Source organism: Tamlana crocina, assembly GCF_012037625.1.
The window spans coordinates 99,588-125,227 of record NZ_JAAVJS010000008.1 but is presented as its reverse complement, the minus strand read 5'-3'; the positions used below and the strand labels follow the sequence as shown (position 1 = coordinate 125,227).

29 protein-coding genes are annotated in these 25,640 nt (G+C 38.1%); 9 read left to right on the top strand and 20 right to left on the bottom strand.

Translation table 11 applies throughout. The features are described from left to right. Window positions 1-31: 31 nt before the first annotated feature. Window positions 32-715: a hypothetical protein gene (locus HC176_RS07595; RefSeq protein WP_167917594.1), complete on the top strand. Its 684-nt coding sequence runs from the start codon at window positions 32-34 to the stop codon at window positions 713-715. Here HC176_RS07595 and HC176_RS07590 read toward each other — a convergent pair. Beyond that, complete coding sequence (locus tag HC176_RS07590; protein ID WP_167917593.1) at window positions 699-1,316, bottom strand: thioredoxin family protein; 618 nt, start codon at window positions 1,314-1,316, stop codon at window positions 699-701. The genes HC176_RS07595 and HC176_RS07590 overlap by 17 nt on opposite strands. Before the next feature lie 109 nt (window positions 1,317-1,425). Between HC176_RS07590 and HC176_RS07585 the strand changes: the two genes are divergently transcribed. Both HC176_RS07585 and HC176_RS07580 read left to right on the top strand, forming a co-directional pair. After that, a complete protein-coding gene (locus HC176_RS07585; RefSeq protein WP_167917592.1) occupies window positions 1,426-1,992 on the top strand; it encodes a DNA-3-methyladenine glycosylase I in 567 nt (188 codons plus the stop codon). Window positions 1,993-2,004: 12 nt separating this feature from the next. Beyond that, on the top strand, window positions 2,005-2,694 hold the full coding sequence (locus HC176_RS07580) for a DUF2490 domain-containing protein (protein ID WP_167917591.1): 690 nt from the start codon (window positions 2,005-2,007) through the stop codon (window positions 2,692-2,694). 33 nt (window positions 2,695-2,727) lie between these two features. Here HC176_RS07580 and HC176_RS07575 read toward each other — a convergent pair whose 3' ends face one another. From HC176_RS07575 to HC176_RS07560, 4 genes are all read right to left on the bottom strand, one after another. Then, window positions 2,728-3,489, bottom strand: coding sequence for a DUF5995 family protein (locus tag HC176_RS07575; protein ID WP_167917590.1), 762 nt, complete (start codon window positions 3,487-3,489; stop codon window positions 2,728-2,730). Between the two features lie 4 nt (window positions 3,490-3,493). Beyond that, window positions 3,494-4,126, bottom strand: coding sequence for a leucyl/phenylalanyl-tRNA--protein transferase (gene aat, locus HC176_RS07570; protein WP_167917634.1), 633 nt, complete (start codon window positions 4,124-4,126; stop codon window positions 3,494-3,496). A 124-nt stretch (window positions 4,127-4,250) separates the two neighbouring features. Next, window positions 4,251-4,628 (bottom strand): DUF3127 domain-containing protein, encoded by a 378-nt coding sequence (locus HC176_RS07565; protein ID WP_167917589.1) that lies wholly within the window; start codon window positions 4,626-4,628, stop codon window positions 4,251-4,253. 32 nt (window positions 4,629-4,660) lie between these two features. Further along, a complete protein-coding gene (locus tag HC176_RS07560) occupies window positions 4,661-5,530 on the bottom strand; it encodes a flavin reductase family protein (RefSeq protein ID WP_167917588.1) in 870 nt (289 codons plus the stop codon). A 123-nt stretch (window positions 5,531-5,653) separates the two neighbouring features. Here HC176_RS07560 and HC176_RS07555 point away from each other — a divergent pair, with 123 nt between their 5' ends. Then, window positions 5,654-6,814: a sensor histidine kinase gene (locus HC176_RS07555; RefSeq protein WP_167917587.1), complete on the top strand. Its 1,161-nt coding sequence runs from the start codon at window positions 5,654-5,656 to the stop codon at window positions 6,812-6,814. Beyond that, on the top strand, window positions 6,807-7,157 hold the full coding sequence (locus tag HC176_RS07550) for a hypothetical protein (RefSeq protein WP_167917586.1): 351 nt from the start codon (window positions 6,807-6,809) through the stop codon (window positions 7,155-7,157). The genes HC176_RS07555 and HC176_RS07550 overlap by 8 nt, the downstream gene beginning before the upstream one ends. On the opposite strand, the gene HC176_RS07545 is transcribed toward HC176_RS07550, so the two are convergent. Together HC176_RS07545 and greA are read right to left on the bottom strand one after the other, a co-directional pair. Then, complete coding sequence (locus tag HC176_RS07545; RefSeq protein WP_167917585.1) at window positions 7,152-7,541, bottom strand: HIT family protein; 390 nt, start codon at window positions 7,539-7,541, stop codon at window positions 7,152-7,154. The two genes, HC176_RS07550 and HC176_RS07545, sit on opposite strands and share 6 nt — an antisense overlap. Window positions 7,542-7,754: 213 nt before the next feature. Further along, the gene (greA, locus tag HC176_RS07540) at window positions 7,755-8,228 is read right to left on the bottom strand and encodes a transcription elongation factor GreA (RefSeq protein ID WP_167917584.1); all 474 of its coding nucleotides are present in this window, start codon (window positions 8,226-8,228) and stop codon (window positions 7,755-7,757) included. Between the two features lie 150 nt (window positions 8,229-8,378). Between greA and HC176_RS07535 the strand changes: the two genes are divergently transcribed. After that, window positions 8,379-8,801: a hypothetical protein gene (locus HC176_RS07535; RefSeq protein WP_167917583.1), complete on the top strand. Its 423-nt coding sequence runs from the start codon at window positions 8,379-8,381 to the stop codon at window positions 8,799-8,801. 57 nt (window positions 8,802-8,858) lie between these two features. On the opposite strand, the gene HC176_RS07530 is transcribed toward HC176_RS07535, so the two are convergent. From HC176_RS07530 to HC176_RS07510, 5 genes are all read right to left on the bottom strand, one after another. Beyond that, a complete protein-coding gene (locus HC176_RS07530) occupies window positions 8,859-11,114 on the bottom strand; it encodes a TonB-dependent receptor (protein WP_167917582.1) in 2,256 nt (751 codons plus the stop codon). Between the two features lie 347 nt (window positions 11,115-11,461). Next, window positions 11,462-11,869, bottom strand: a complete 408-nt coding sequence (gene arfB, locus HC176_RS07525) for an alternative ribosome rescue aminoacyl-tRNA hydrolase ArfB (protein WP_167917581.1) — start codon at window positions 11,867-11,869, stop codon at window positions 11,462-11,464. A gap of 2 nt (window positions 11,870-11,871) precedes the next feature. Continuing rightward, a complete protein-coding gene (locus HC176_RS07520) occupies window positions 11,872-13,419 on the bottom strand; it encodes a DUF4301 family protein (protein WP_167917580.1) in 1,548 nt (515 codons plus the stop codon). A gap of 89 nt (window positions 13,420-13,508) precedes the next feature. Then, window positions 13,509-14,237 carry a phosphoglycerol geranylgeranyltransferase gene (locus HC176_RS07515; protein ID WP_167917579.1) on the bottom strand — a complete coding sequence of 243 codons (729 nt, stop codon included), beginning with the start codon at window positions 14,235-14,237 and terminating at the stop codon, window positions 13,509-13,511. Continuing rightward, complete coding sequence (locus HC176_RS07510; RefSeq protein WP_167917578.1) at window positions 14,237-14,863, bottom strand: 4'-phosphopantetheinyl transferase family protein; 627 nt, start codon at window positions 14,861-14,863, stop codon at window positions 14,237-14,239. Before HC176_RS07510 ends, HC176_RS07515 begins: the two co-directional genes overlap by 1 nt. Before the next feature lie 131 nt (window positions 14,864-14,994). Here HC176_RS07510 and ahcY point away from each other — a divergent pair, with 131 nt between their 5' ends. Next, a complete protein-coding gene (gene ahcY, locus HC176_RS07505; protein WP_167917577.1) occupies window positions 14,995-16,311 on the top strand; it encodes an adenosylhomocysteinase in 1,317 nt (438 codons plus the stop codon). A 105-nt stretch (window positions 16,312-16,416) separates the two neighbouring features. On the opposite strand, the gene HC176_RS07500 is transcribed toward ahcY, so the two are convergent. After that, the gene (locus HC176_RS07500; protein ID WP_245234860.1) at window positions 16,417-16,875 is read right to left on the bottom strand and encodes a hypothetical protein; all 459 of its coding nucleotides are present in this window, start codon (window positions 16,873-16,875) and stop codon (window positions 16,417-16,419) included. Between the two features lie 58 nt (window positions 16,876-16,933). Here HC176_RS07500 and HC176_RS07495 point away from each other — a divergent pair, with 58 nt between their 5' ends. Next, window positions 16,934-17,404, top strand: coding sequence for a very short patch repair endonuclease (locus tag HC176_RS07495; protein WP_167917575.1), 471 nt, complete (start codon window positions 16,934-16,936; stop codon window positions 17,402-17,404). Window positions 17,405-17,463: 59 nt separating this feature from the next. Here the strand turns inward: HC176_RS07495 and HC176_RS07490 are convergent, their stop codons facing one another. Then, window positions 17,464-17,733 (bottom strand): heavy-metal-associated domain-containing protein, encoded by a 270-nt coding sequence (locus HC176_RS07490; protein WP_167917574.1) that lies wholly within the window; start codon window positions 17,731-17,733, stop codon window positions 17,464-17,466. Window positions 17,734-17,828: 95 nt separating this feature from the next. Here HC176_RS07490 and HC176_RS07485 point away from each other — a divergent pair, with 95 nt between their 5' ends. Next, window positions 17,829-18,332 carry a DinB family protein gene (locus HC176_RS07485; RefSeq protein WP_167917573.1) on the top strand — a complete coding sequence of 168 codons (504 nt, stop codon included), beginning with the start codon at window positions 17,829-17,831 and terminating at the stop codon, window positions 18,330-18,332. Between the two features lie 54 nt (window positions 18,333-18,386). Here the strand turns inward: HC176_RS07485 and HC176_RS07480 are convergent, their stop codons facing one another. The 6 genes from HC176_RS07480 to HC176_RS07455 form a co-directional block, all read right to left on the bottom strand. Beyond that, window positions 18,387-19,403: a phytase gene (locus tag HC176_RS07480; protein ID WP_167917572.1), complete on the bottom strand. Its 1,017-nt coding sequence runs from the start codon at window positions 19,401-19,403 to the stop codon at window positions 18,387-18,389. A 7-nt stretch (window positions 19,404-19,410) separates the two neighbouring features. Then, on the bottom strand, window positions 19,411-22,251 hold the full coding sequence (locus HC176_RS07475; RefSeq protein ID WP_167917571.1) for a TonB-dependent receptor: 2,841 nt from the start codon (window positions 22,249-22,251) through the stop codon (window positions 19,411-19,413). A gap of 146 nt (window positions 22,252-22,397) precedes the next feature. Then, window positions 22,398-23,969, bottom strand: coding sequence for a tetratricopeptide repeat protein (locus tag HC176_RS07470; RefSeq protein WP_167917570.1), 1,572 nt, complete (start codon window positions 23,967-23,969; stop codon window positions 22,398-22,400). A 144-nt stretch (window positions 23,970-24,113) separates the two neighbouring features. After that, entirely contained in the window at window positions 24,114-24,374 is a 261-nt protein-coding gene (gene rpmA / locus HC176_RS07465; protein WP_167917569.1) for a 50S ribosomal protein L27, read from the bottom strand. A gap of 36 nt (window positions 24,375-24,410) precedes the next feature. After that, a complete protein-coding gene (gene rplU, locus HC176_RS07460) occupies window positions 24,411-25,058 on the bottom strand; it encodes a 50S ribosomal protein L21 (protein ID WP_167917568.1) in 648 nt (215 codons plus the stop codon). A gap of 81 nt (window positions 25,059-25,139) precedes the next feature. Next, window positions 25,140-25,586, bottom strand: coding sequence for a DUF4199 domain-containing protein (locus tag HC176_RS07455; RefSeq protein WP_167917567.1), 447 nt, complete (start codon window positions 25,584-25,586; stop codon window positions 25,140-25,142). Window positions 25,587-25,640 lie beyond the last annotated feature (54 nt).

The window sequence follows — 25,640 nt, the reverse complement described above, 5'->3', positions numbered from 1 at the left end:
TTTGCACCTAACAAATCAACATAGAGCCTTATTGATTACGTTTCTCATTGCTGGAACCGTAATCCTTTCTGTTTTTAATATCGGACTTAAAAAACACAGTGAATTTATATCTGAAAGTTATTATGAATTAGAGCCAGAAAAAGACCCCGAAGAAGCTGCCGAAAAACAGGAAACCGAAACGGAAGCCAACAAAACCAAGGCCGAAACCAATAATGCCTTTAATGAGTCGCAAAAGGAAAAGCATTTTGCCCAAGCCTTTAAACGTATTGCTCCACCAGAAGATTATATCCCTAAAAACAGTGACATTTCAAAAAACAGCCATTCAGCAAAAAGAGATTATAAACTACCCGATGATTCGAAACTGAACGCAGAAGAGCTATCCAAGTTCAACAAGGCGAACGAAGTACTAAAAAAACAATTGGCCGAAAACAACAACCACAAAAGTACCATTAGCTATTCACTCTCAAATCGGAAAAAAGTGTACATTCCCATTCCCGTTTACCTTTGCGAAGTAGATGGCAAGATAGTGGTAAATATTACCGTAAACGCCAGCGGCGAAGTAACCGACGCCTACTTAAACACCTCATCAAATTCCTCAAACGAATGTTTGATTGAACACGCTTTGGAGTACGCGAAAAAATCGAAATTCAATGCCGACCCGTCTAAAAGCAGTCAAATAGGATCCATTACTTTCAATTTTATAGGCAAACGCTAGGTTCCAATTTACAGAGCATTTCGGTAACATCTTTTAACACGTTTTGTCCTTTATTTTTATTGTACCAATGCTGTAAATCTTCTTTAAATTCAGGAGTTAATTTGCCGTATTTTGCTTTGTACCTATTCACATAAACCGTGGCTTCGCTAGGTCGTGGCCCATAAGTAGTCAAAACATCACCTGTTTTGTCCTCAATCATGATTACCTTCGGGATAGACCGCGAACCTTCGGTTAAGAAAGCGTCCATTAGTTTTGGGTGTTCGTCGCGAAGCACAATTTTCATATTGAGATTTCCATTCAATTCAACAATTTTATGGAGCGCCGGCAAAACATGGGCAGCATCGCCGCACCAACTTTCGGTGATAACCAACCAAGTAACTGGGTGGTTGAATTCGGCAATCTTTTTCTTTAAATCATCCGATACTTTAATGGTTTTATCCCATCGCTTCATTCGGCGGTCGTTCAACTTTGTGTAATTAACCAAAGCTTCTGTTTTTTCCAAGCCTGTGGTATCGCTATTCTCTGCTAATTGCTTCACTAATTCCCGATAGGACGGGTAAGACATACCACGCTCTAAACTCGATTTTATTATTGATTCCATAAATAAGATTTTAAACAGGTACAATGACGCCTTCAAAATTAAAGGCTTCCCATTTCAATTAAGATGATATTTGTCATACTTTTACTTTAAACCTTACTTTTGCAGAATCATGAGCAAAAAACAACGATGCGGCTGGTGCGAAGGCGATGCACTTTATGAAGCCTACCACGACGAAGAATGGGGTGTTCCGGTGTATGACGACGATACACTTTTTGAATTTTTAACCTTGGAAACCTTCCAGGCCGGGTTAAGTTGGATAACCGTACTACGAAAGCGTGAAAATTTTAGAAAAGCATTCGATGATTTTAATTATGTAAAGATTGCCCGTTACAATCAGGATAAAATTGACGAGCTTATTCAAAATAAAGGAATAATAAGAAATCGATTAAAAATAAAAGCTACTGTTACCAATGCCCAATCTTTTATGAAAATACAGGACGAATTTGGCAGTTTCAGCAAATACATTTGGGGTTTTGTGGATGGCCAGCCCATAAAAAATTCGATAAAAAACTACAAAGAAGCCCCAGCAAATACGCCGTTAAGTGATGCCATAAGCAAAGATTTAAAAAAACGCGGATTCAAGTTTGTGGGCACCACAGTAGTTTACGCACACATGCAAGCTACGGGTATGGTTAACGACCATGAGACAAGTTGTTTTAGGTATAATCAAGTTTAAACCATTTCTCCTGTGAATATACAACACTTCCGTTTTAGCTTATTTTTATTGGCCATGCTTTGGGGCTGTAATTCTGCCAATGCCCAAAAGAGCTTTAGTAGTTTAGGCGAATCGGCCATTGGCATTAATCACCGTATTTCTAAAAACTACAATTTAAATATCACCCTTCGTAGCAGATATTTTCTTTACAATAACGACCATTTTGGTTATGAACAGCAACAATTTGACATCTACCATTTATCGTCTTTTAAATGGAAACAAAATAAAACTTTTGGTTTAGGGATTTATTACCGCAATAGGGATTGGTTTGATTCTGGAAGTGACGAATTACGGTTTATGCAGCAGTTTGTTCGAAAAAAACAATTGGTGACCGCTAAGGTAAGTCACCGTTTTAGGGCAGAACAACGCCTGTTCGAAGCTTCAACCATTTACAGGCAACGCTATAAATTTGGTATGGATTTCCCTTTAAAACCCGTTAAAAGCAAATCGAGAAAAACCTATTTAAGCACCGCACTTGAAGTCCTGTGGAGCTTAAGCAAACAAATAAGGGGCGAAACCGACATTAGAGTTACGGCCCAAATGGTTTGGCCAATTTTAAACAAACTGGGCTTAAAAGCTGGTTTAGAGCACCGCATGGAAGCGTTTAACCTGAAAGCAAAACATTATTTGTTTGTATTGACTTCGGTGAGTTTAAAAATTTAGCTAGCGGAATAGGTTCTAAATTAAAGTTTTGGTTCAACTTGCTTTTTTCTTCAACACCTCAATTTTGTTCGCCACGGAGCCCCACTCGGTAAAACGAATGATTTTAAATACGATACGTTCCAGTGTTCCTTTTGAAACCACCCGATCGGACAACGCTTTAATTTTCTCGTCCCTTAACTTAATGCAATTTTCGTCATTCAGCTGTTCTATTTCCAAAATCAGTTCGTTGGCGAATTTCCAAGCCCCGTCACGTGCTATGCCCATGCTGAAATTTACAAGAAAGTTGTCGACGTTTTTTAGTTTTTTTAAAATCCAAACCAAGGGGCGCCAAATTAAGCTTAAATTACTTTTCACATCGTCCACCAATTCGCCCAATATATCGTTGATTTTATTAAAATCGGATTCCAACAAATGAATATTTGATGGGGTTGATATTTGAGCCGCAGCAATTCCCAAATCGAGATTAATGTGGGCATTCATCCCAAGTATTAAATGCTGAAGCACTATTAAGTTGTTGTTTTTCGATAGGTTGAAAGCGACTTCCCAAGATTGGGTATTGCTTTTATTTGTTCTGTAATTGGCATAAGCCAACAGATACCGATTGGCAAAAACCACATCCAACAACTCCATACGTGCATCATCATCAAAATAACCTGTGCCCAATTTTTCCTTTACACAGATGGTTACTTTTTGATAAAGCGCTGCAAAATACCCCAACGGACTTTCCTCTTTTTTTGAGGTTTGAATGATGTCTTCCAACAGCACGATAACTTCTTCAATGGTTTTTGCTTCCATGTTTTCAATTGGTTTTTAAAAATTCAACAAATTGATTTCGTGGTATATCTTCTGCCCCCAAACTTGCTAAATGATTGGTGTACACTTGGCAGTCGATCAGCTTGTAATTGCTGTTGTTCACAAAAGTGATAAACCCCACTTTGCTGGCATTGCTCACTTTACTAAACATACTTTCGCCACAAAACACCCCATTTTTTAAATCGACACCATATAAACCTCCCACCAACTTTGTGTCCTGCCAAACCTCAACCGATTTGGCATATCCCATATCATGTAATTTTTGATAGGCTTTTACCATGTCGTTGGTAATCCATGTATCGTCCTGGTCTTTGCGTTTTATTTTCGAGCATTCTAAAATCACTTGCCCAAACGCTTTGTTTTCGGTAACCTCAAAAGATTTCTTTCGTAGCACCTGCTTCATACTTTTTGATACTTTTAATTTCTGCGGAAACAGTACGAATCGCGGATTGGGTGACCACCATAAAATGGGACTTTCTGCATCGAACCACGGAAATATCCCCGACCTATAGGCCAGCAGCAATCTTTCAACCGACAGGTCGCCACCAACAGCAAGTAAACCTTCGCTGGTTGCTTCTTCTATTTTCGGAAACCATAATTTTTCGGTTAGGTAATGCATGCCTTTAAAAGTAAAAAGTTTCAACAAAAAAACCTCAATGTTTATGCTAAACATTGAGGTTCTATTATATGAGCTATCTTTCTTTTATTTACAACACCAAGAGTGTCTTGGTAATGAAATTAGTTTAGAAAGGTAAATCGTCGTGCTCGTCTTGGTTTAAATCGCCCGCTGGCTCAAAAGCATCGGCCGGTGGCACTGGAGGAACATTTCCAGAAGCAGCTTCAGTTTGCACTGCCTCAATTCTCCATCCTTGGATAGAGTTGAAGTATTTAGTTTCACCTTGAGGATTTACCCACTCTCTCCCACGTAAGTTGATGTTAATTTTTACTTGCTGCCCCACTTGAAAATTATTCAACAAATCGGTTTTATCTTGAACAAATTCCACCATAATGTGCTGTGGGTATTGCTCTTCTGTAGTCACTACAATCTCTCTTTTTCTGAATCCGTTGTTCCCAAAAGTTTGGGTTTCACCAATCATTTTTACTCTTCCTTGAACTTCCATTTACTCTAATTTATACTTAATTAATATTCTTTTTATGACAACAATATTTTCCAAGCGCTCTCCACATCACCAAAGCTTAAATAGTTTCGTGCCAGTTTATGCTTTTCGCGATGGGTTGCCGTTTTAATGTTAGGATACCGCTCGCCCAAATCTTCAATAAAAGCATTAACGCTTGCTTCACTTGGCAAGGCTTCCACATTGCCCAACATGCCCAAATCGTTTCCGGTAAGCACCATACTGTGCTTTACATGCTCGGGAAAACTATCCACTCCTATACCCAACGTCGTCAGTGGTTTTGGTATTTGGAAAAACCCTTTTTTTGCTCGGCTGTAATAGCTTCCGCCAGCTCTTGCTACCAAATCTAACTTTATTTGGTCGATGGCTTCATCCTCATCCAAAACCTCTTCATCAATGTGCAACCGTACTACTTCACAAATTATCAAATTTCCGGCTCCACCATCTTCCCCCAGTTTGATAATTTCATTGACTTTGCATTCAAACTGAACGGGCGATTCGCCTACCCGAAAGGGTTTTACAACATCCGATTTCAGCATCGTCAGCCCCGCTTTTTCAAACTCATTCACCCCTTCAGGATATTCAGTACTGCTCAACGACATTTGGTGAACCATATCATAATTCACCACATTTATTACCACTTCTTTGGTTTTTTCAATATTCTCCAAAGTGTGTTTTGTCGTGTTATCGCGTACCCGTCTCGCTGGTGAAAATATCATAATTGGCGGGTTGGCACTAAACACATTAAAAAAACTAAATGGCGACAAATTTGGGTTTCCGTCGGCATCAACCGTACTTGCAAAAGCTATGGGTCTGGGCGCCACCGCACTCAACAAATAACTGTGTAATTTACTGGTTGATAACTGCTTTGGATCTATTGAAGCCATTACACTTTTAATTGAACAACAAATGTAACCAAACTATAACTCATGTAAAAACCGATTTACTAACAACTCGCACAATAATATTAACAGATTTGCATTATATTACCAGTTAAAAAATTTATTTCCATGTTTTTTTCCAAGCATAGCAATGCCTTTAGGTGGATAATAATTGCATCTTCCTTTATAATTGTATCCCTAATTTTATGGAAAACTTACGAGTTTTTTCAACATTTTAAGGAAGAAGAGCGTACAAAAATGGAAAATTGGTCGTTCGCCCAAACCGAATTCGTTAATGCCGAAACCAACACCAATTTAAACCTTACCCTAAAAATTTTAAACAGCAATACCACCACCCCTATGTTGGTGATAGATCAAGAAGGCAATTTAAGCAGCTCGAACAATATTGACGAGCGTAAACTGAAAAACAAAAAAGCCATCAACAAACTCATTGAAACCTTCAAAAGTGAAAACAAACCTATCGATATAAAATACCAAGGCGAAGTATTCTCTACCATTTACTATGGTAATTCCCCTTTGCTCAACAAACTGAAATACTACCCTTTGGCCTTGCTGCTCATTGTGTTTTTGTTCGGCGCCGTTATTTTCTTCTTTTACCGTAGCAACAAAAACGCCACGCAAAACAAATTATGGTCGGGCATGGCTAAAGAAACCGCACACCAAATCGGTACGCCGTTATCATCGTTAATCGGTTGGACCGAAATTTTAAAGACCGAGAATGTGAATGCCGATTATATTTCTGAAATGGAAAAAGACATCGACCGACTGAAAACCATTACCGAGCGCTTCAGTAAAATAGGCTCGTTGCCCACTTTAGAAAAGGCCGATATTATTAAAGAAACTATCGAGTCGTACGACTATTTAAAAGCGCGGTCGTCAAAACTAATTGAGTTTGAAATCATCACTCCCGATGATGAGATCCCGGTGGAACTGAACAAACAACTCTACAGTTGGTGCATTGAAAATTTGGTAAAAAATGCCATTGATGCAATGAAAGGCCGCGGCAAATTAACCATTGAAATTTCGCAACTGGAAAATGATGTTAAGATTAGAGTTACCGACACCGGAAAAGGCATTAGCAAAAAAGATTTCCATAAAATTTTCGAGCCCGGATTCACGACAAAAAAACGCGGTTGGGGACTTGGTTTATCCTTAACCAAACGGATTATTGAAGATTTCCACAATGGAAAAATTAACGTGCTGGAATCAGAAAAAGGAAAAGGCACCACGATACAGATTAACCTGAAACGCGCCCACCATTATGCCTGAAAAATTTATAGAATTTAAAGCCCTCGTTTTAAAAAACAACTGTCCGCAATGTTACAGTACAGACGGACTGCGGCTAACATTTAAACAAAAAATAGTGGAAACCGCACTATACAAGTCCATAACTTCTGAAATTCAGGACAAATTGGCTTGCGAAACCTGTAATTCCATCATTTATCCCGTGCAATGGACCGACGATATTGAACGCGTTGTAGAATATCAAAAAAAGGCTTTCACCCCCAAAAAACCCTCTACCTATCTAAAAAAAGCCACTTGGCTAATTATCGTAGCGGTTATTTTGGCTGTAATTGCTATTCTGTTTTTCGTGTTTTATAGTGAATTATAAATGCGCCCTAATCGCTTCGGCCACGGCTTCAAAATCTTCGGGAGTCAGTTTTTCCTTTTTAATGAATCGGGCATCATCCATACTGCGCAACGGAATTAAATGTACGTGTGCGTGTGGCACTTCCAAGCCAATTACCGAAACCCCCACACGATTGCACGGCACGGCTTTTTCAATGGCCAAGGCTACTTTTCTGGAAAAAGCCATAAGTCCCATATAGGTGGCCTCATCTAAATCGAAAATCTTATCGACCTCTTTCTTCGGGATGCACAGGGTATGCCCTTTGGCATTTGGATTGATGTCTAAAAACGCAAAAAACTCGTCGGTTTCTGCAATTTTGTAACACGGAATTTCACCATTGATTATTTTTGTAAATAAAGATGCCATACTATTTCGCTATTTTATTTTTTGAACTAGCCTAAATATAAAAGATTCCTGATGAAATACATCAGGAATCTTTATTGTGTTTTTAATATTTTCAATGCAATGAGATTTCTCGACTTAAGTTTATCTTGAGCATCTCGACTGCGCTCGATAAAGGCTCGACCCGAAAGGCTCGAAATGACCATCAAATTACTTTTTTCGCTGCAACCTACATGCCTATCTTGTAATCTCGACAATATCAAATTTCATCACGCCATTGGGCACTTGTATTTCTGCCACATCGCCAACCGATTTGCCCAGCAAGCCTTTTCCAATAGGCGAGTTTACCGAAATTTTTCCCGATTTTAAATCGGCTTCACTTTCAGCCACCAACGTATAGGTCATTTCCATGCCATTGGTTTGGTTCTTTATTTTTACGGTAGAAAGCACCAACGCCTTTGATGTATCGAGCTGCGACTCATCAATCAACCTAGCATTAGCGAGCGTAGCTTCCAATTTAGAAATTTTCATTTCCAAAAGCCCCTGTGCTTCTTTTGCCGCGTCGTATTCTGCATTTTCACTTAAATCGCCTTTGTCTCTTGCCTCTGCAATAGCTTGCGACGCCTTTGGCCGCTCCACATCTTTTAATTGATTTAATTCGGCTCTTAATTTTTTCAACCCCTCTGCTGTGTAGTAAGATACTTTACTCATAACTTCATCGTTTATTAATAACAAAGATGCTGAACTGGGTTCAGCATAAAAAAAATCCCGCATAGACGAGATTTCATTTTCAAATATACAAAATTTTTATCTGAGTTTGCTTTTTATCGTAAATTGCACTCCTAAATTTTTCATTGCATTATGAAGCCCATTTTCTATTTAACCTGTTTCATTTTTTTATGGTCTTGTAGCGGAAATCAAGTGGACGACAAAAACTGCCGTTTTTTACTGGATATAGTGGTGCACCATGAAATAAACTTGAGCTTACCGGCTTATAGCCAATTGCAATTTGCTGGCAACTCCGTTTATATTCCTAACATTGGAAACGGTGGCGTTATTGTTGCTTCCACAGGTGTTGACTTTTATGCTTGGGATGCCAGCGATCCTAACCACGCACCGAAAGAATGCTCACCTATAATACCCGATGGGCTAAATGGTACTTCTGGATGCGGCAACACCTACAATTTTGTCACTGGAATTATCGATAAAAATGACGGCCTTAGCTGTCCGCTAAAAAATTACCGTATTCAACAAAATGGCAATATTCTAACCATTTACAATTAATAAAAAAAGCCTTTCCAGTTCGGAAAGGCTTTTTATTTTTTTTAGAAAAAGCTGTTTTTAGAATTTTAAAGTAGCTCCAAATAAAAAGTTTATAGTTGCCTGTGGGTAGTAAAAATTTTCGGTTATTGGTGCATCAGGTGATCCTTCAGGTCTGTAGTAATAGCTATATGTATACCCATTAGATACATATTCAGAATCAAACAAATTATTAACTAATAAGTTTAGAGCTATTTCTTTAATCCATGTTGGTTGAAATTTGTATGACAGGTTTAAGTTATTTACAAAATAGGCATCAATACTTTTACTGTTACTCGATGTATTATCTAAATATTGTTTTCCAACGTATTTAGACAATAAAGCAATATTTCCGTTTTTAATAGGAGTAAAAGTTAAGTTGTTTCCAAAAATAACATTTGGTGAAAAAGAAATATCTGTATCCTCATACTCTGTAACAATAGGCTCGTAAGATACGGTATCAAATGAGTTAGGGTCGTATTGCGTATCGTAAACCACATAATCAAAAGCCTTAATCTTATTCTGGCTAAAAGTTGCATTAGCATCAGTTCTTAACCATTCTGACACTTTATATCCTATCTGTAATTCAATACCAGTCCTAAAACTTTTATCTACATTTTGTCTAATAGGGTCGCCAACATCATCTAAATCACCTGTCAAAACCAATTGGTCCTCATAATTCATGTAATACAAATTGGCAATGGTATAGAAATTAGGAGTTCTTAACTTATATCCAAATTCAAAATCGTGTAACCTTTCAGGCTTTGGTTCAAGTGGGTTTTTAGTTAAATCATCTCTATTAGGCTCTCTGTTAGCAACTGCAAAAGAACCGTACACAGTATTGTAATTATCGAATTTATACGTTAACCCAAATTTAGGATTGAAAAAACTATAGGATTCTGCTACATCAATATCTATTAAATCTGAGCTAGTTCCTACCGATTCATAATCTACTTTTCTAAATTGTAAATCTAATAATGCAAAGAGATTAGAACTGATATTATATTCCGCTTTCACATATGTATTGTAATCTTTTTTATCTCCATAACTAAAATAATAGTTGCTATTTATTGGAATTTCAGAAGAAAATGAATCCCAAATTATTTCACCAAAATGATCGCCCTTATAGGTGTTATAACCTCCTCCAAGGTATAAGCTTAAATCGTTCTTTTTGTAATTAAGCGAATATACTATTGCTATAAAATCATTATCCAACCAGCGTCTTCTAATAACATCTCCTTCGTCTGCAGCATTGGGGCTATTTGGAAAATAACCGCCTAGCTCTTCACCTTCTTTATACTGCTCAAAATAGCCTTTACCCCTAGTATAGTTTCCTGAAATATTAGCTGAAAAATTAGTGTTAAATTGATGCGAAGCATGTAATTGATAATGTGTTTGCTCGTAATTATCTACTTCATTTTCATAAGTGTAATAATTATAGGTTCGTCCAGAATTTAAAAGATTTTCAGCTTCAGATTCCGAAGGGAAATTTCTGTCGACAAATGCCTGAATACCCGCTCTATCATTATTTACAACAGCTTCAGGTGTGCCATACCAAGATTGGTATGTTTCTTCTTTACCTCCAAAAACAATGGCTTTAACTGATGTTTTTCCATTTAAAAATCCTGTTTCTACATAATACGAACTTAGATCTGCTCTTGCTCTATCAATATATCCATCACTTTGAATGTTTGACAATCGTCCTTCAGCATAAAAGTTATTTTTAATTCCAGAACCAATGCTAATATTGTGTTTTCTAGTCCCAAAACTTCCAACCGTATGGGTTGTAGTTGCGTAACCTTCGGTTGATGGGTTTAATGTTTTCAAATTTAAGCTTGCACCAAAAGCGGCAGAGCCATTAGTTGAAGTTCCTACACCCCGTTGAAGCTGAATATCTTCGACCGATGACACAAAATCGGGCATGTTAACCCAAAATGTTCCTTGACTTTCGGCGTCATTATACGGAATTCCATTAATGGTCACATTCACACGTGTTGCATCCGTACCACGCACCCGAATCCCCGTATAACCTACTCCTGCGCCTGCATCACTTGTGGTAACTACCGATGGTAGCTGGTCCAATAAAATTGGTAAGTCTTGGCCTAAATTTGTAGACTCCAACTCATCCTTAGTAATGTTTGTAAAAGCAACTGGCGTTTTATCCTTAGCCCTTGTTGCTGAGAGCAATACTTCATCCAAATTTTCTGTTTTTGTTGAATCTTGCTCGGTTTGGTTTTGTTGCGCCATAGCATTGACTGACAACACCAAAAGCGTTAAAAAAAGAAAACTATTTTTCATCTCGATTACGGATTTATAATCGAATAAAAAGAGGTAATTATTCTTTAATGGTTAAAATTGATTTTTTTGAATTTACTCTGAAAATATTGCCGCGTTAATTGATAAACTGCCAGCAATAGCTTTATAAATCCACCTCCCTAAACAGCATTATCTGTTCTAGGTTCTATGGGTATGATCTCAGCCTAAATGATTTTAGATTTCAAATTTTAGATTTTAGATTTTTGAAGTAAACATTTCAAAAATCGTCAATCATCAATCGTCAATCATCAATCAAAAAGCACCCCTTTATGAGAACGCTGCAAAGATACTACCCAATTACCGAACTTCAATTATTAATGATTAATATTTTAATCGATATCAGGCTTCTTTCGGTTGGCCTTTTTTTCAGATTGGGTGCGTTTGCTTTTTAAACGCTTACGGATGGCCGATTTCGGAATTTTTGTTGGTTTTCTTGGTTTGGGTTTAACCAAATTTGATTTTATCAAATTTAAAAAACGGGCAATCACCAGGTTTTTATTTTGGTGCTGACTTCTGCTTTCACCGCATTGTAAAATCAAAACACCTTCTTTGGTCAGTCTATGTCCCAACTTGCTCAAAAGTCGTTCTTTTTGAGTATCTTTAAGCACTAACGAATCTTTTATACTAAAAGCCAATTCTACTTTCGTGGATGTTTTATTAACGTGTTGCCCACCACTGCCCGAACTCCTAACGGCCTTAAAAGTTAATTCATTTATTAATGCTTCCGAATCAATCATGTTTAAGCTTGGTGCGCCGGCTTCAACAAATCGTTTACCGTTTTTACCGGATTGAAAGTTTCAATGGGCACTTCCACAAAAATGGAGTTCCAATGCGCCATGCTGCCATTCCAAAGTCCGGGCAATTCCAACGCTTGTATGTCGGTGCCATTTTGGGTTTTCATGGTGATGAATGCCGCTTCGGGATCTACAAAATCGGTGAGGTTGAATTTTTCTCCTTTGTAGTTTTTAATGCCACAAACCAAATCGGTGGGGTTAAAATGGGTCGCCTTGTACACCAATTCCTGTTGGCGGGTTTTACTAAAATTGATTTGGGCAAACTCAACAATTTGTAACGAAATATCTCCGTTTTTGTCCTTTACCCAAAACGGTCCGCCTCCGGGCTCTCCTTCATTTTTTACCATCCCACAAACACGGATGGGGCGGTTAAGTTTCCCCCTTAAAAAGGCAATTTTTTCTTCTATTGAGCTGTTTTCTATTTCTGCAGGAATTGAAATATTCAATCGGTAACGTAAAAACAGCAACATGATTTTGAGGTCGGTTTCTTCCAACTGACATTCATCTAACTTATGTAAATACGAAAACACGGTTTCTTGTGCTTCTAATAGCACTCCCGCAAGTAGCTTTTTATATTTTGAAACCTCAACATTTCTATTGGCTACCACAATATTATCGATGTTTTTTATAAAAACGAGGTCACTTTTTAAATCGTTCAAATTTTCCAAAAGCGCACCATGCCCTGCCGGGCGGAATAAAATAGAGCCATCTTCTTTTCTATAAACCTCGTCTTTTGTGGTGAGGGCAACTGTTTCGGTGGTTTCTTTTTGATAGGAAAACGATACATTAAAATTGGTATTGGTTTTCTTCTCTAAATTTTCCTTTATGCTATTGAATTCTTTTGAAAAGTATTCGTGATGCTTTTCAGATACGGTAAAGTGTAAATTGGCCTCGCCATTTGAGGAGGCGTACAAAGTGGATTCGAACAAATGCTCCTGAAAAGCGGTAACCACCTTGTCATCATATTTATGGAAAGGCAACAATCCTTTTGGCAGAAAACTGTAGTTCAATCCATTTCCATCGAGCATGGTTTTTACAAATTCATGCTGTTTTTTAGCTTCGCTTAAACTGTCGTAATGTGGAACAGTTTCTTTTAATTTTGAAATGACTTCATTGTAAAACGGAAAACTTTCCAGATTGGAGAAGAATTTTACAATCAAACTATCATTTTGTCTTTCAGTATAAGTTTTTAAAGTATCTGTTTCGGGATTGAAATTTTTCAAAAACTGAAACAAAAATTTGAACATACGAGTCGCCGCTCCAGAAGCTGGGACAAATTTCAACAAATGTAAATCGTTCTTTTTTTCTTCAAAAGCCTTAACAAATCCATCAACATCAGAATCGCCATAACTTTCAATGCCTTTGCCAATAGTGGCCGCCGACAGCAAATTGGAATACGACATACCATTTTTAATACGATTTACCTGTGCATTTACAGTGTCTATGCTTATGCCCTTCGATTGGATTTGTTTGATATCTTTATCTGAAAACATGATTTTGTATTTTGTACGTAAATATAGCACTCTAAAATGAAGCAATAAAAAACCAATGTAACTTTTAGACTAAGAAATCATTAATTCGGTTAATGGTTCTTTATGGCGTCAAAAAAAGATGTGTCTTCTTCAAAAGCTGTACCAATCACTACCAAGTCGGCTCCTGCTTTGTAGGCAACATCCAATTGGTTTTTTTTGCGAATACCCCCACCAACAATCAACGGGATATTCAACTCACGCTTAACGGATTGAATGATTTCAGAAGTTATGGGATGAAGCGCACCACTACCAGCCTCCAAATAGATTAATTTCATCCCCAAAAACTGACCGGCCACAGCGGTATCAACAATATTTTGGATATTATTTCTTGGCATGGGCTCTGTTCCGGTAATGCGCTGCACCGCAGTTTCCTTTCCGTTTTGGACCAAAATGTAGCCCGTTGGAATAATTTCCAATTGAGTCTTTCTAAGTTTTGAAACCGACTCCACATGCTTCCCGATAAGGTACTCTGGATTTCTTCCTGAAATCAAACTTAAAAACAACAGTGCGTCGGCTTTGTCGGTAATTTGGGTAACATCGCCTGGAAAGAGCACCACGGGCAATTGAGTGTGCTTTTTTATTTCAGCCACTAAAATTTCGGTAATATGCTCAGCTACGGTGCTTCCACCAACAAAAACATGTGTAGCGACCGACTGGTTTACTTTTTCGACAAAACTTTTGGTGTTGGAAAATGCAAATTTATCAGGGTCTATTAAAACCGCCAATAGTTTTTCTCTTTTTTTACAGGCCTTATAAATATGTTGATAAATACTCTCCATTAGGCAATCGCATAGGCGCAGGTAAAACCTTCAAACTCTAAAAATTCAATATTATATCGGCATTTTCTATTTTCATAATCAATCCACGCTACAGTTTCGTTTTCACCATCCGATATTGGGATTACCAAACAATGCTGTTTAAAACTCAGCCCCGATGTGGCAAACAGTTTGTACAACGACTCTTTTACGCACCAAATCATGGTTAGTTTTTCAACATAATCGTCAGCCGTTTTATCCAAATAATCACTTTCGTAATCAATGAATTTATGGGCGATGATTTGTATTTTATCGCGTTGTTTTTCAATATCAATCCCAATAACGGAATCACTGATTATTACTGCCGAAAAATTAAAAGAATGGGTTATGGAAATTTGCCTGCCATCTTTTAAATGCGGTTTGCCATTTTCGTCATAAAATAAATCGGTATCGGCGTAACCAAACTCTTGAAGCAACCGCCGCACACTTAAAAAACCACGTTGGTGCAGTTCACTTTTCATGCCCATAACGCGATTTAAACTTTCGGGCTTTAAATTCACCGATGCCATCAAATCGTCAAACGACTCTGTTATTTTCCAGATTTTAACAGTAGTTTGTGAGTTTGGGCTAATGGTTTTGTAAAGTGGCATTTAGTATTCTGAAACTTATTGATTATCTTTGCACCGCCTAATAAAGCTCTTGCTTTTTGTGGTAGCGAATTTAAGTATTTTAAAAGCTATTAGCAATCAAGTTGGGGTTTAAAACAATAAAGAAAAATACTATGAGTACAAAAACAGTTCCTTACGTGGCCCATAAAGTAAAAGACATTTCGCTTGCCGATTGGGGAAGAAAAGAAATTGAGTTGGCCGAGGCCGAAATGCCAGGCTTGATGAGCCTTCGCGAGGAGTATAAAAACGAACAACCTTTAAAAGGTGCTCGTATTGCAGGTTGCTTGCACATGACCATCCAAACTGCCGTGCTAATTGAAACTCTTCAAGCTTTAGGCGCAGAAGTTACCTGGAGTTCTTGCAACATTTTCTCTACGCAAGACCAAGCTGCTGCTGCTATTGCTGCCGCTGGAACTGCCGTTTATGCTTGGAAGGATATGACCGAAGAGGAGTTCGATTGGTGTATCGAGCAAACTTTATTCTTTGGTGAAGACCGAAAGCCATTAAACATGATTTTGGATGATGGTGGCGATTTAACCAATATGGTTTTAGATAAATACCCAGAATTAGTGTCTGGTATTAAAGGATTGAGTGAAGAAACCACTACTGGTGTTCACCGCTTGTACGAGCGTATGCAAAAAGGCACATTGCCTATGCCAGCCATTAACGTAAACGATTCGGTTACTAAATCGAAATTCGATAACAAATATGGTTGTCGCGAAAGTGCTGTTGATGCTATCCGTCGTGCTACCGATGTGATGTTGGCCGGAAAACGCGTTGTAGTTTGTGGCTATGGCGATGTTGGTAAAGGAACTGCCGCTTCGTTTAGAGGTGCTGGAAGTATTGTAACTGTAACTGAAATCGACCCGATTTGTGCGCTACAAGCAGCCATGGATGGTTATGAAGTTAAAAAACTGGAAACCGTAATTGGCAAAGCCGATATTGTAATCACTACCACTGGAAATAAAGATATTGTTCGTGGTGAGCATTTTGAGGCCATGAAAGACAAAACCATAGTTTGTAACATTGGGCATTTCGATAATGAAATTGATATGGCATGGTTGAACAAAAACTACGGAAACACCAAAAACGTTATCAAGCCACAAGTTGATAAATATACCCTTAACGGAAAAGATGTTATCATTTTGGCACAAGGTCGTTTGGTAAATTTAGGTTGTGCTACTGGCCACCCAAGTTTTGTAATGAGTAACTCGTTTACCAACCAAACTTTGGCACAAATCGAGCTTTGGAACCACAGCGACAAATACGAGAACAAAGTATATATGCTGCCAAAACACCTCGATGAAAAAGTAGCCAAATTACACTTAGAAAAAATTGGCGTTGAGTTGACTGAATTAAAAGAAGATCAAGCGGAATATATCGGTGTAAAAGTAGAAGGTCCTTATAAGCCTGAATACTACCGTTACTAAGTTCATGTCATTCCTGCGAAAGCAGGAATCTCGTCAATAAAACTTTTTAGATATTTAGAACCCCTTACAGTCCCGATAGCTATCGGGATGTGAGGGTTTTATTTTTTAATAACCAATTAGCAAGATCCCTTTTAATGGGAGCTGCATTCGGCTGCTGACATATAGTGTTTCCAAAAATGAATAAATTTTAGAAAAATCATCCGAATTCCTGTATTCATTGCGCACCGCAATCACCAAGTATTCAACTTGAAACATCATACTTGCCTGAAAAATGTCTTTTAAAAATTGATTGTTAGCAACCGCCCTACCAGCTTCTACTTCAATAACAACTTTACCGTCGGAACTAACAGCATCGGCGTTGAAACTCTTATCTATTTGATTATTGAGTCCAAACAAAACAGGTACGTGTATTTTGGATTCCTTCGATTTGCCTTTTTCAACTTTAAAACCTATATTTTCAAGAGGTTTTCTTAAAAACTCAAGTACTTCATTACTACTGTAAGTAAAAGTGCTTGATGATATTTTATCCTCACAATCAATAAAACAATCAATAACGTCTTGCATCTGATTTGTTATGCCTTGTGAGCGCGGAAAAAATTGAAAACGAATCATAATTTAATAAATGTCCTACGAAGATAATAAAATAAAAGTCCCACGTTTTAACGAAGCTTCCGGTTTTTACACCACTAAAAAGCGCTCGAAAATCATGGGTAAAATACGGGGCAAAAACACCAAACCCGAGCTGTTGTTTCGGCGTGCACTTTGGGCACGTGGCGTTCGGTTTCGTGTGGACAACAAAACGCTACCGGGAAAACCCGATGTGTCCATAAAAAAATACAGACTGGCTATTTTTATCGATGGGGAATTTTGGCACGGCTACAATTGGGACGAGCGCCAACAAACCATAAAAAGCAACCGTGCATTTTGGATACCAAAAATTGAACGCAACATTCAGCGCGACAAAGAAGTGAACCAACAACTAGCCGATATGGATTATACCGTTTTTAGGTTTTGGAGCCGCGAGATTAAACAGAACTTAAACCAATGCATCAACGATGTTATGGTTTATATTTCTACGGGGTATGATTTTTAGTTTTTAAGAGTATACGAATGAGATTCCGAAATAAATTCGGAATGACAATAGGCCATTCATTAATCCACCAAATCTTCCTCAAAATACCACCACAGACTCGAGTCTATAGCTTGTTTCATTTTATCAAGGTCGGCATCTTCATTTAAAAACACGGTAATATTTTCATTGGCACGGTTTTGACCAACGCTTTCCCGTATTTCAATCGATTCAACTTCCTTGAAATGTTCCAAATGCTTTTTAATGCGTTCGTCTAAAGACTCATCACTTAAAAAAATCTTGATGGTTGGTTGGCTTGGGGAATTTCTAATTTCTGATCTAAACGGTAGCATATCTATACAATTTTCAAGTGAAACAATACAGCTTTTGCAAAAGCAATTGCTTAAAGTTAAACATTTAATTTATATCTTTTGAAGAAATTTTGGGCATGGGCAGCAAATATTTCAATATTCTGAACAAACAATTGGCACAAATAGAAGCCCACATACCCCATTATCAAGTTACCGTTAAAAAAGTTTCGAAGCGTAGTATTGGTTGGCATTTATCGCATGTTTTAATGGTGATTAATGGCGTTTGTGGCATATTGGCCAAAACCAAACCCGAAAACTATAAACGTGATTTCAACATAAAGCGAACCATTATATTTCCATTAGGCTATATGCCACGTGGCATGGGCAAAGCGCCAAAAGTAGTCGTGCCAACAAAAGCTATTACGGTAAAGGATTTAAAAGTACAACTGAATTTTGCCAGAAAACAAGTTGAAGCCACAAAGCAGCTTCCCGAAAAAGCCTTTTTTACCCATCACATTTTTGGTATGCTCAACAAAAAACAAACACTTCATTTTTTGACCATTCACACCAATCACCATTTAAAGATTGTGCGGGATATTTTGAAAAAAGAAAACCCTCTCCGAAATACGGAAAGGGTTTAAAAAGGAGTCTTTATTAACCCCGAGAACTATCGGGACAGTATGATATGTAAATTTTTATTCCGTTAATTTTAGTAAGTCCAAATCGTGGAAGTAAAAATTGCGGTCGTTGTTCATCGATACGAACAGCCCATTTGGGAATTGACTCCCCAAATCTGCTGTGGTTACCTCACAGCCATCGGTCTCAATGGTTCCTAAATTAAGTTCTTTTATAAATGCATTGGTTTCTAAATCGAAAATATTAAAACTGTGCGCTTGCTGGTTCGAAACAATCAAAAAGCCTTTATCGGCGTATTTAGCAATAGCAATGCCCTCTATATCTTCTTTAAAATATTCGCCACCAAAACAACCTATCTCTTCGTCCCCCATTGAAGGTTCAGCATAGTATTTTCGGATGCAATGCCCTTCATCTGAAAAATAAACGATACCATTTTCGTTATCGATAGCAATGGCTTCAATTTCTTTTTTCCCACTGAATGCGCCAAACTTACGCACCAAATTGGCATGTACCCCTAAACTATCGGAAACCAATTCGTATTGGTGCAAGTAACCCAATTTTGGGCCTGACTTCCTGCCAACAATAACATATATGCTACCTGTTTTTGGCGATTTGTACAACGCAATGCCCATAGGTAAATTGTGCTCCAATTCGGTTTCTCCCTCAAAAACCTTAAACCCTCCGTTGTCCAACGGTTGTATATCTGGCACGGAGAACACACGGAATTGCTGGCGCTCCCTTTCGCTAAAGGCAATGATATCGGTTTCCGTAGAATCGGTCAATTTAAAACCGTATTCCACATCCACATTATTGGGACGCTTTATATTTTTAATACTTTTGCTTTCAATTATTTTTCCATTTAAATCGAAGGCATACACACCGCCATCGGTATTTTTATCGGTTCCGAAAACGATACTTTCCGAAGGGTTATCGGGATTCACCCAAATAGCGGGATCGTCGGTATCGTGTGGAGTTTGTTCGGTAACAACAGTGGCGATGATTTCGGGCAACTTACTGCCACAGCCTACTACCACCAAAGTGATTACCAAAACTATATTTGCTTTTAATTTATTCATTTCACTATTAATTTTTAAACACATCGTATTTTAATCCGAACGTCAATCGTTGTCCATAAAATTCCTTTTGCATCGTTCTGGCTTTTACGCCTTGGAAGTAACGCAAAGGTTGGTCGGTAATGTTATTAATACCCAAATACAGACTTAAATTTTTGTTGATGGACACGTTGGCATTGAAATCCAAAAAGAACTGCTCATCGTAATAGCGGTCTTCAAAAGCGCTACCACCAATTTCATCAATGTAAGAATCTGAATAATTCGCCGATAGGCGGAAGCTCATTTTTTTGGTAGCATAGGCCAACGAACCGTTGAACATATTTGGCGCCGTACCTGGCAAATCTAAATCGGCACGCTCGTCTCCATCTTCGTTTTTAATGCCATCGGCACTCGACGTTAGGTAAGTATAATTGAGCATAACACTAAAGTTTTTCGCAAAACCGGGCAAGAAATCCAGTTTGCGTTGCAAAGACACTTCTGCCCCAAAAACGGTAGCGCCCTCACCATTTAATGGCTGATACACTTCGTAGCCGTTATTGTCTTCCGATTGACTGGTGTAAACAAAATCTTGAATGTTTTTATAGAAAAGTCCACCAGAAACAATACCCACCGATTTAAAATAATGCTCGGCCATCACATCGAAGTTCATCGAAGTTGTGGGGTCCAGTTCTGAGTTACCTAAAAAGATTTCCTCGTCTTCGTTGTTGGTTTCTTGGTAAGGCACCAAATCCACATAATTGGGACGTGCCAAAGTGTTCGTCCAAGCAAAACGCAATACCGTATGATCGTTCTTTAAGTTATATTTTAAATGCAATCCTGGCAACACATTGGTGTATGAGTTTTCATCTTTAAGCTGGTTGGTTCCGGCATAATCGCCATCGACATCGAAAATAAGCTCGTTACCCAGACTGTTTATTTGGGTATGCTCTACCCTAACACCAACTAACATGCTTAGTTGACTAGACAGTTTTTGGTTGGTCATGGCATAGGCCGCATACACATTTTCATCAGCATCAAAATTGGCGGTCAGGTATTCCTCAGGAAGATTTTCGCCCTCAAATTGAGCTGCATCATTTAGGTTTAGGCTCCCAATAAATTCTGGAGTAGCAAAATGTCCCACCGCATATTGGCTGCCCGCCAAGAAATCTGCATCAGAATAATTACGTGTTGGTACATCGCCCAACATATCTAAGGCGCTGGTTAGCGGACTATACTCGGTAAAATCGTTGTCTCTATTTTTATTTTTGAATCGGGTTTTCGCTCCAAACTTCAAGAAACCATCTTTCTCCCCAAACAAATTAAGAGGCAACTGAAAGTTTACAAATAAGTTAATATCGCGCTCTTCGGTATATTGATTTTCTTCGGATACTTCGCCAAGTTCAAAATCGCTAAAAAGGGCATCGTCGGCATCTTGAGGTGTAAATAACGGATCCTCTAAATTATTATTGAAGGTAATACCGTACTCGCTTTCGTATTCTAAATAACGTTCATTTAAACGCTCTTCGGAAGCTTTTGAAACCGAAGCCATCCAATCTATCTGTAAATCGTTGGCTAAATGCTCTCCCCCTAAGCTGAAGTTGAACATGCGTTGATCTTCCAAGCGTCTGTTTTTATTTCGACTATTATCAATTCCGCCTTTAGATTGCCTTTTAACTTCCACGAGAAACCCAGTTAAGTTACCGCTTCCATCCACCGAAAAGTCACCTGACTCAATATCTTCTCCATCTAAAATTTCGTGCTCTAAACGGAATCTGTTTTCGCGGTCGTCGCGCCAGTTATAAATCGATTTAAAATAAATGTTGTTGTTTTTATTCAACTTATAATCGAGATTGGCCGAAAAACTTCTGCGGATACGTTGCACCAAATATTCACGAATTTCGAATACGTTGGCATACGGATTTACATCTACTTCCTCTAAGTTATCTTCGTCGTTGAAGGCATTGTATTCAAACTCATCGGTCCATTCGGCTTCAAAGTTGTCGCTTCCAAAATCATTATCGTTGAAAGAGGCCGAAACCATCCAGCCCAATTTTCCGTTTTCACTTCGGTCGCCCAATAAAAACGATCCGTTAAGGATTCGTTTATCGGTAATGAAATTCACCCCCGAACCGCCTGTTGCTGAAAAACGGAAACCTTGCGGCGACGTTCTGGTAATTAAATTTACGGAGCCACCCAAAGCATCGGCGTCCATATCGGGCGTAACGGCCTTGTTCACTTCAATAGTCTGGATCATATCAGAAGGAATCAAGTCCATTTGTACATTTCTGTTATCGCCTTCGGCAGAAGGAATACGGCTTCCGTTTAAAGTCACGGAGTTTAACTGTGGTGCCAAACCACGCACTATAATGTTTCGTGCTTCACCTTGATCCACCTGCATCGTGATACCCGGAATACGCTTAACGGCATCACCGATATTGGCATCGGGGAATTTACCAATCTGGTCGGTCGATACAATATTGGTGATATTGGTTTTATTCTTTTGGGTGTTCAATGCTCTGGCTTGTCCGCTATTAAAACCATTAATCACCACGCCATCCAACTCTAACGCTTTTGAAGCGATGCTAATTTTCACGGTTGCCGTTTTTCCAGCTTCAACCAAAACCTCTGCTTTGGCATCTTCGTAACCCAAATACTTTACGGTTAAGGTTTGATTCCCTTCTGGCACGTCGAGCAGCAAAAAGTTACCGTCAACATCAGAGTATGTCCCTTTGTTTAAAGATTCGATTAAAATATTACTGAAAGGCACTTGCAGTCCGTCGTTATCGACCACAACACCTTTAATGTTTCCATTTTGTGCCACCCCATAAAAGGACACTACAAATAGAATAATAAAAGAAAAATAAGATTTCATTATTGGTTGATTTTTGTTTGACACAAAACTACCTTCAGCTTGTGTTTTCTTGCTGAAGTGATTGTTAACAAAAAGTAACCAGAGCTCTAAAAGCGCCTATATAACATAGCAACATTAACATTGGGCTAACATTGCGATAAGATTTGCTAAAGATTGAGCAAATAGCCCTGCAAATCGTCATTGGAATCGAGGGGGAGTTTTTTTCGCAATCTATACCGTGCAATACGAACGCTATCTGGAGTTATGCAAAGTATAGAAGCAATCTCTTTTGAAGACAAATTAAGCCGAAGCAACATGCAAAGCCGCAATTCTGATGGCGACAATTTTTCCAAAGCGTTTGTTTTTAAAATTTCAAAAAACTTGGGATGGATTTGAGAAAAAAAGCCCATTAGCTCTTCCCATTCGTTTTCGTTGGATAGCTTAACATCAATTTCACTTGCCAAATCGCCCAATTTGTTCTTTATAAAATCGCCATTTCTGCTTTTTAGATTATTAAGTGTTCTAGAAACATCGGCCAACATTTTATTTTTATGCGCTATATTCAAGCTGTAATTGGTAAGCGATGCTATTTTAAAATCTATTTCCCTTTTCAAGGAAGTTTCTTCAGCAGTTTTTTTGTCCAAATCGGCTTTAAGAAGTTGCTGTTTGTACTGAAAAATTTGGAGTTCCTGTTTCTTTCTCTTTTTTATATAAACCATCCAAACAGCCAAAACCAAAAGCATTGCGAAACCTATTAAAAGAATGGCCCATTGCCTCGTTTTAGCAATTTGATTTTGTTTGTTAAGCACATTTACCTGAGCTTCTCTTTCCTTTACTTCGTACAGTACTTCCATGGCGCTCACCAATTCGGCATTATGCCGTTTTATCTCCTGCTCATTTACAATAGCCTGATTGTTCATAAATTCGTATGCCTTTTCAAAATCGCCCATAGCGGCGTAGGTTCGCGCCAAATCTTTTAGAGCACTTTCCTCTTCCGAGCCATTTTTCGCATCTCTTGCCATTTGCAAAGCCTGCTCAGTAAAGTGTAATGCAGACTCAAAATTTCCGGTTTTCCGATTAATATCCCCCAGATTATTTATGATGTTAATACGAACATGCATCGGGCTATTTTTCGCATAATGAAACGCCTTATTGAAATAAGTATCGGCTAAAGCATAACGCTCCAAATCTTCGTGAATGCTTCCGATGTTTTCGTATGCTATAGCTAATCCAGTACTATCCTGTTGTTTCTCGAATAAAGAAAGGCTCTGCTCTTGGTTTTGCAAGGCCCGTTTATAATCGCCTTGTTTCTCGGCTACACTCCCTGAAAGCGCAAAAGCCGTAGCCAAGCCTTTATCGTATTGTATTGTTTTTGAAACCTCAATACTTTCTTTTAAGTATTTGTTGGCCTCTTCAAATTTTTTCAATGAAAAGTTGATGGCCGCAATGCTATTGTTTGTATAAACAAAAAAGGTATCTTTTTTAGCGCTGTATTGTTGTGACAGATGGAAATTATTGAGCGCTTCGCTATACAACCCTAAGTGTTTATAAAAATCACCCAGCTCAGCATGTACTTGTTTGATTTTTGAAGAATCTATATGATTTTCTGCAATTTTTAGCTGTTCCTTTAGCACGGAAAGTGTTTCTACTTGTCGTGTAGAATTCGATTCTTGGGCGTAATTTATTGTAATGAACAGCAACCCAAAGCAAATAAGGGAGCATCTTTTTTTGAAACTCATTTCGTTTACATCCTTTTAAAAAGGAATAAAGAAACCACCTTTATGTTACTTAAAATTTTTCTGGTTGTTATGCTTATATTAAAGCACAAAAAAAGCGACTGAAAATTTCAGTCGCTTTAAATTTTATCTTAAGAAAGTAGTTTCTTAAGCCTCAAAAGGCTCGATAGAAACATAAGATTTGTTATCTTTTTTCTTAGTAAACTTTACAATACCGTCAACTCGGGCATGCAAAGTGTGGTCTTTTGAAGAATACACGTTTTCACCTGGGTGGTGGGTGTTTCCTCTTTGTCTTACGATAATGTTTCCAGCAACGGCAGCTTGACCGCCAAAAATCTTAACACCTAAGCGTTTCGATTCTGATTCTCTACCGTTCTTAGAACTACCTACTCCTTTTTTATGAGCCATTGTCTTAAGTTTTTATATTGTTAATAAAAACGGAATTTATTTTTCAATTCCGCCGTCTAATCTGTCTTGTAATTCTTTTAACTCATCCCATTTACCTTCGGCAGCCAAACCTGCTTGTTTTGGCCAAGTTTCGGTAACGATGTGAGATAATCTTGAACTTGCTTCAGAAAGAATATTGCTTAATTCTTCTGGAGTGGCTTTAGCTACTTTTGCAAAAGTATCCAAACCGGCATTAACCAACGCTTCTGCAGCTTTTGGCCCTGCACCTTCAATTTTCTTTAAATCATCAGCCTTACCTGTTGCTTTCTTAGCAACTGGTTTTGCTTCAGTTTTTTTAGCTTCTTTTTTAACTGGAGCAGCTTTCTTTGCTCCTGAAGCTACAATGCTTTCGATTACGATTTCAGAAAGCGCTTGACGGTGACCATTTTTTACACGGTAACCTTTACGTCTTTTCTTTTTGAAAACTATAACCTTATCACCTTTAAGGTGTTTTAAGACTTTTGCTCCTACTTGAGCTCCGTCTATAGCCGGGGCGCCTACAGTTACATTGTTACCATCACCTACTAAAAGAACGTTATCGAAAGAAATTTCTTTACCTTCTTCAGTTTGTAAACGGTTAACAAAAACTTTTTGGTCTTTTTCAACTTTAAATTGTTGCCCTGCTATCTCTACAATTGCGTACATAGCGTAACGTTTTTATTAATTTATTCAAAAAATGAGTGCAAATATACTGCTAATTAATTAAACCGCAAACGTTTTTAAACATTATTGAGGAACATTCCCTGTTTTTTTGAAGTATTGCATCACTGTAAGGGCAGCGACTACCGTAGTGGCAAATCCCATAATGGCCACCACAAAGGTTACCATACCAATATCGGCATTGAATCCCCCATTAACAGTCCGTAATAACTCGTGCAGAAAACCGCTATTAATTTCGGTAGCATAAAGCAGGAAGAAAACAGTAAATACAATGGTTGCGACGGCTCCAGTTATAATTGCTGTTTTAAAACCTTCGGCATACGAGAAACTGTTGAAGTTTTCTATTTTTTTAAATCGTACCGCTTCATATATACCCAAACCTGTTATAAGTGCATTGAAGAAACTAAAGGCCGGATTGGTATGTTTGTCTACCAAAGCCAAAACCAAAAAATAGGCTATTAAAACAGCACTGGTTACCAAACCGAAACGAATAGGAAGAGATATATTTTTCATCTGTTAATATTTAGGGTTATATGCAATGCCCAAAACTTCACTTTCGCTGGTTTA

Coding starts and splice junctions, on each gene's coding strand:
- HC176_RS07575 (WP_167917590.1), bottom strand. CDS start 3,489: ATGGAAGCAAAAACCATTGAAGAAGTTATCGTGCTGTTGGAAGACATC.
- HC176_RS07475 (WP_167917571.1), bottom strand. CDS start 22,251: ATGAAATCTTATTTTTCTTTTATTATTCTATTTGTAGTGTCCTTTTAT.
- HC176_RS07590 (WP_167917593.1), bottom strand. CDS start 1,316: ATGGAATCAATAATAAAATCGAGTTTAGAGCGTGGTATGTCTTACCCG.
- HC176_RS07555 (WP_167917587.1), top strand. CDS start 5,654: ATGTTTTTTTCCAAGCATAGCAATGCCTTTAGGTGGATAATAATTGCA.
- HC176_RS07470 (WP_167917570.1), bottom strand. CDS start 23,969: ATGAGTTTCAAAAAAAGATGCTCCCTTATTTGCTTTGGGTTGCTGTTC.
- rplU (WP_167917568.1), bottom strand. CDS start 25,058: ATGTACGCAATTGTAGAGATAGCAGGGCAACAATTTAAAGTTGAAAAA.
- HC176_RS07510 (WP_167917578.1), bottom strand. CDS start 14,863: ATGCCACTTTACAAAACCATTAGCCCAAACTCACAAACTACTGTTAAA.
- HC176_RS07585 (WP_167917592.1), top strand. CDS start 1,426: ATGAGCAAAAAACAACGATGCGGCTGGTGCGAAGGCGATGCACTTTAT.
- HC176_RS07485 (WP_167917573.1), top strand. CDS start 17,829: ATGGGCAGCAAATATTTCAATATTCTGAACAAACAATTGGCACAAATA.
- arfB (WP_167917581.1), bottom strand. CDS start 11,869: ATGATTGATTCGGAAGCATTAATAAATGAATTAACTTTTAAGGCCGTT.
- HC176_RS07490 (WP_167917574.1), bottom strand. CDS start 17,733: ATGCTACCGTTTAGATCAGAAATTAGAAATTCCCCAAGCCAACCAACC.
- rpmA (WP_167917569.1), bottom strand. CDS start 24,374: ATGGCTCATAAAAAAGGAGTAGGTAGTTCTAAGAACGGTAGAGAATCA.
- HC176_RS07455 (WP_167917567.1), bottom strand. CDS start 25,586: ATGAAAAATATATCTCTTCCTATTCGTTTCGGTTTGGTAACCAGTGCT.
- HC176_RS07560 (WP_167917588.1), bottom strand. CDS start 5,530: ATGGCTTCAATAGATCCAAAGCAGTTATCAACCAGTAAATTACACAGT.
- HC176_RS07515 (WP_167917579.1), bottom strand. CDS start 14,237: ATGGAGAGTATTTATCAACATATTTATAAGGCCTGTAAAAAAAGAGAA.
- HC176_RS07495 (WP_167917575.1), top strand. CDS start 16,934: ATGTCCTACGAAGATAATAAAATAAAAGTCCCACGTTTTAACGAAGCT.
- HC176_RS07520 (WP_167917580.1), bottom strand. CDS start 13,419: ATGTTTTCAGATAAAGATATCAAACAAATCCAATCGAAGGGCATAAGC.
- HC176_RS07530 (WP_167917582.1), bottom strand. CDS start 11,114: ATGAAAAATAGTTTTCTTTTTTTAACGCTTTTGGTGTTGTCAGTCAAT.
- aat (WP_167917634.1), bottom strand. CDS start 4,126: ATGCATTACCTAACCGAAAAATTATGGTTTCCGAAAATAGAAGAAGCA.
- HC176_RS07535 (WP_167917583.1), top strand. CDS start 8,379: ATGAAGCCCATTTTCTATTTAACCTGTTTCATTTTTTTATGGTCTTGT.
- HC176_RS07480 (WP_167917572.1), bottom strand. CDS start 19,403: ATGAATAAATTAAAAGCAAATATAGTTTTGGTAATCACTTTGGTGGTA.
- ahcY (WP_167917577.1), top strand. CDS start 14,995: ATGAGTACAAAAACAGTTCCTTACGTGGCCCATAAAGTAAAAGACATT.
- HC176_RS07500 (WP_245234860.1), bottom strand. CDS start 16,875: ATGCAAGACGTTATTGATTGTTTTATTGATTGTGAGGATAAAATATCA.
- HC176_RS07565 (WP_167917589.1), bottom strand. CDS start 4,628: ATGGAAGTTCAAGGAAGAGTAAAAATGATTGGTGAAACCCAAACTTTT.
- HC176_RS07550 (WP_167917586.1), top strand. CDS start 6,807: ATGCCTGAAAAATTTATAGAATTTAAAGCCCTCGTTTTAAAAAACAAC.
- greA (WP_167917584.1), bottom strand. CDS start 8,228: ATGAGTAAAGTATCTTACTACACAGCAGAGGGGTTGAAAAAATTAAGA.
- HC176_RS07545 (WP_167917585.1), bottom strand. CDS start 7,541: ATGGCATCTTTATTTACAAAAATAATCAATGGTGAAATTCCGTGTTAC.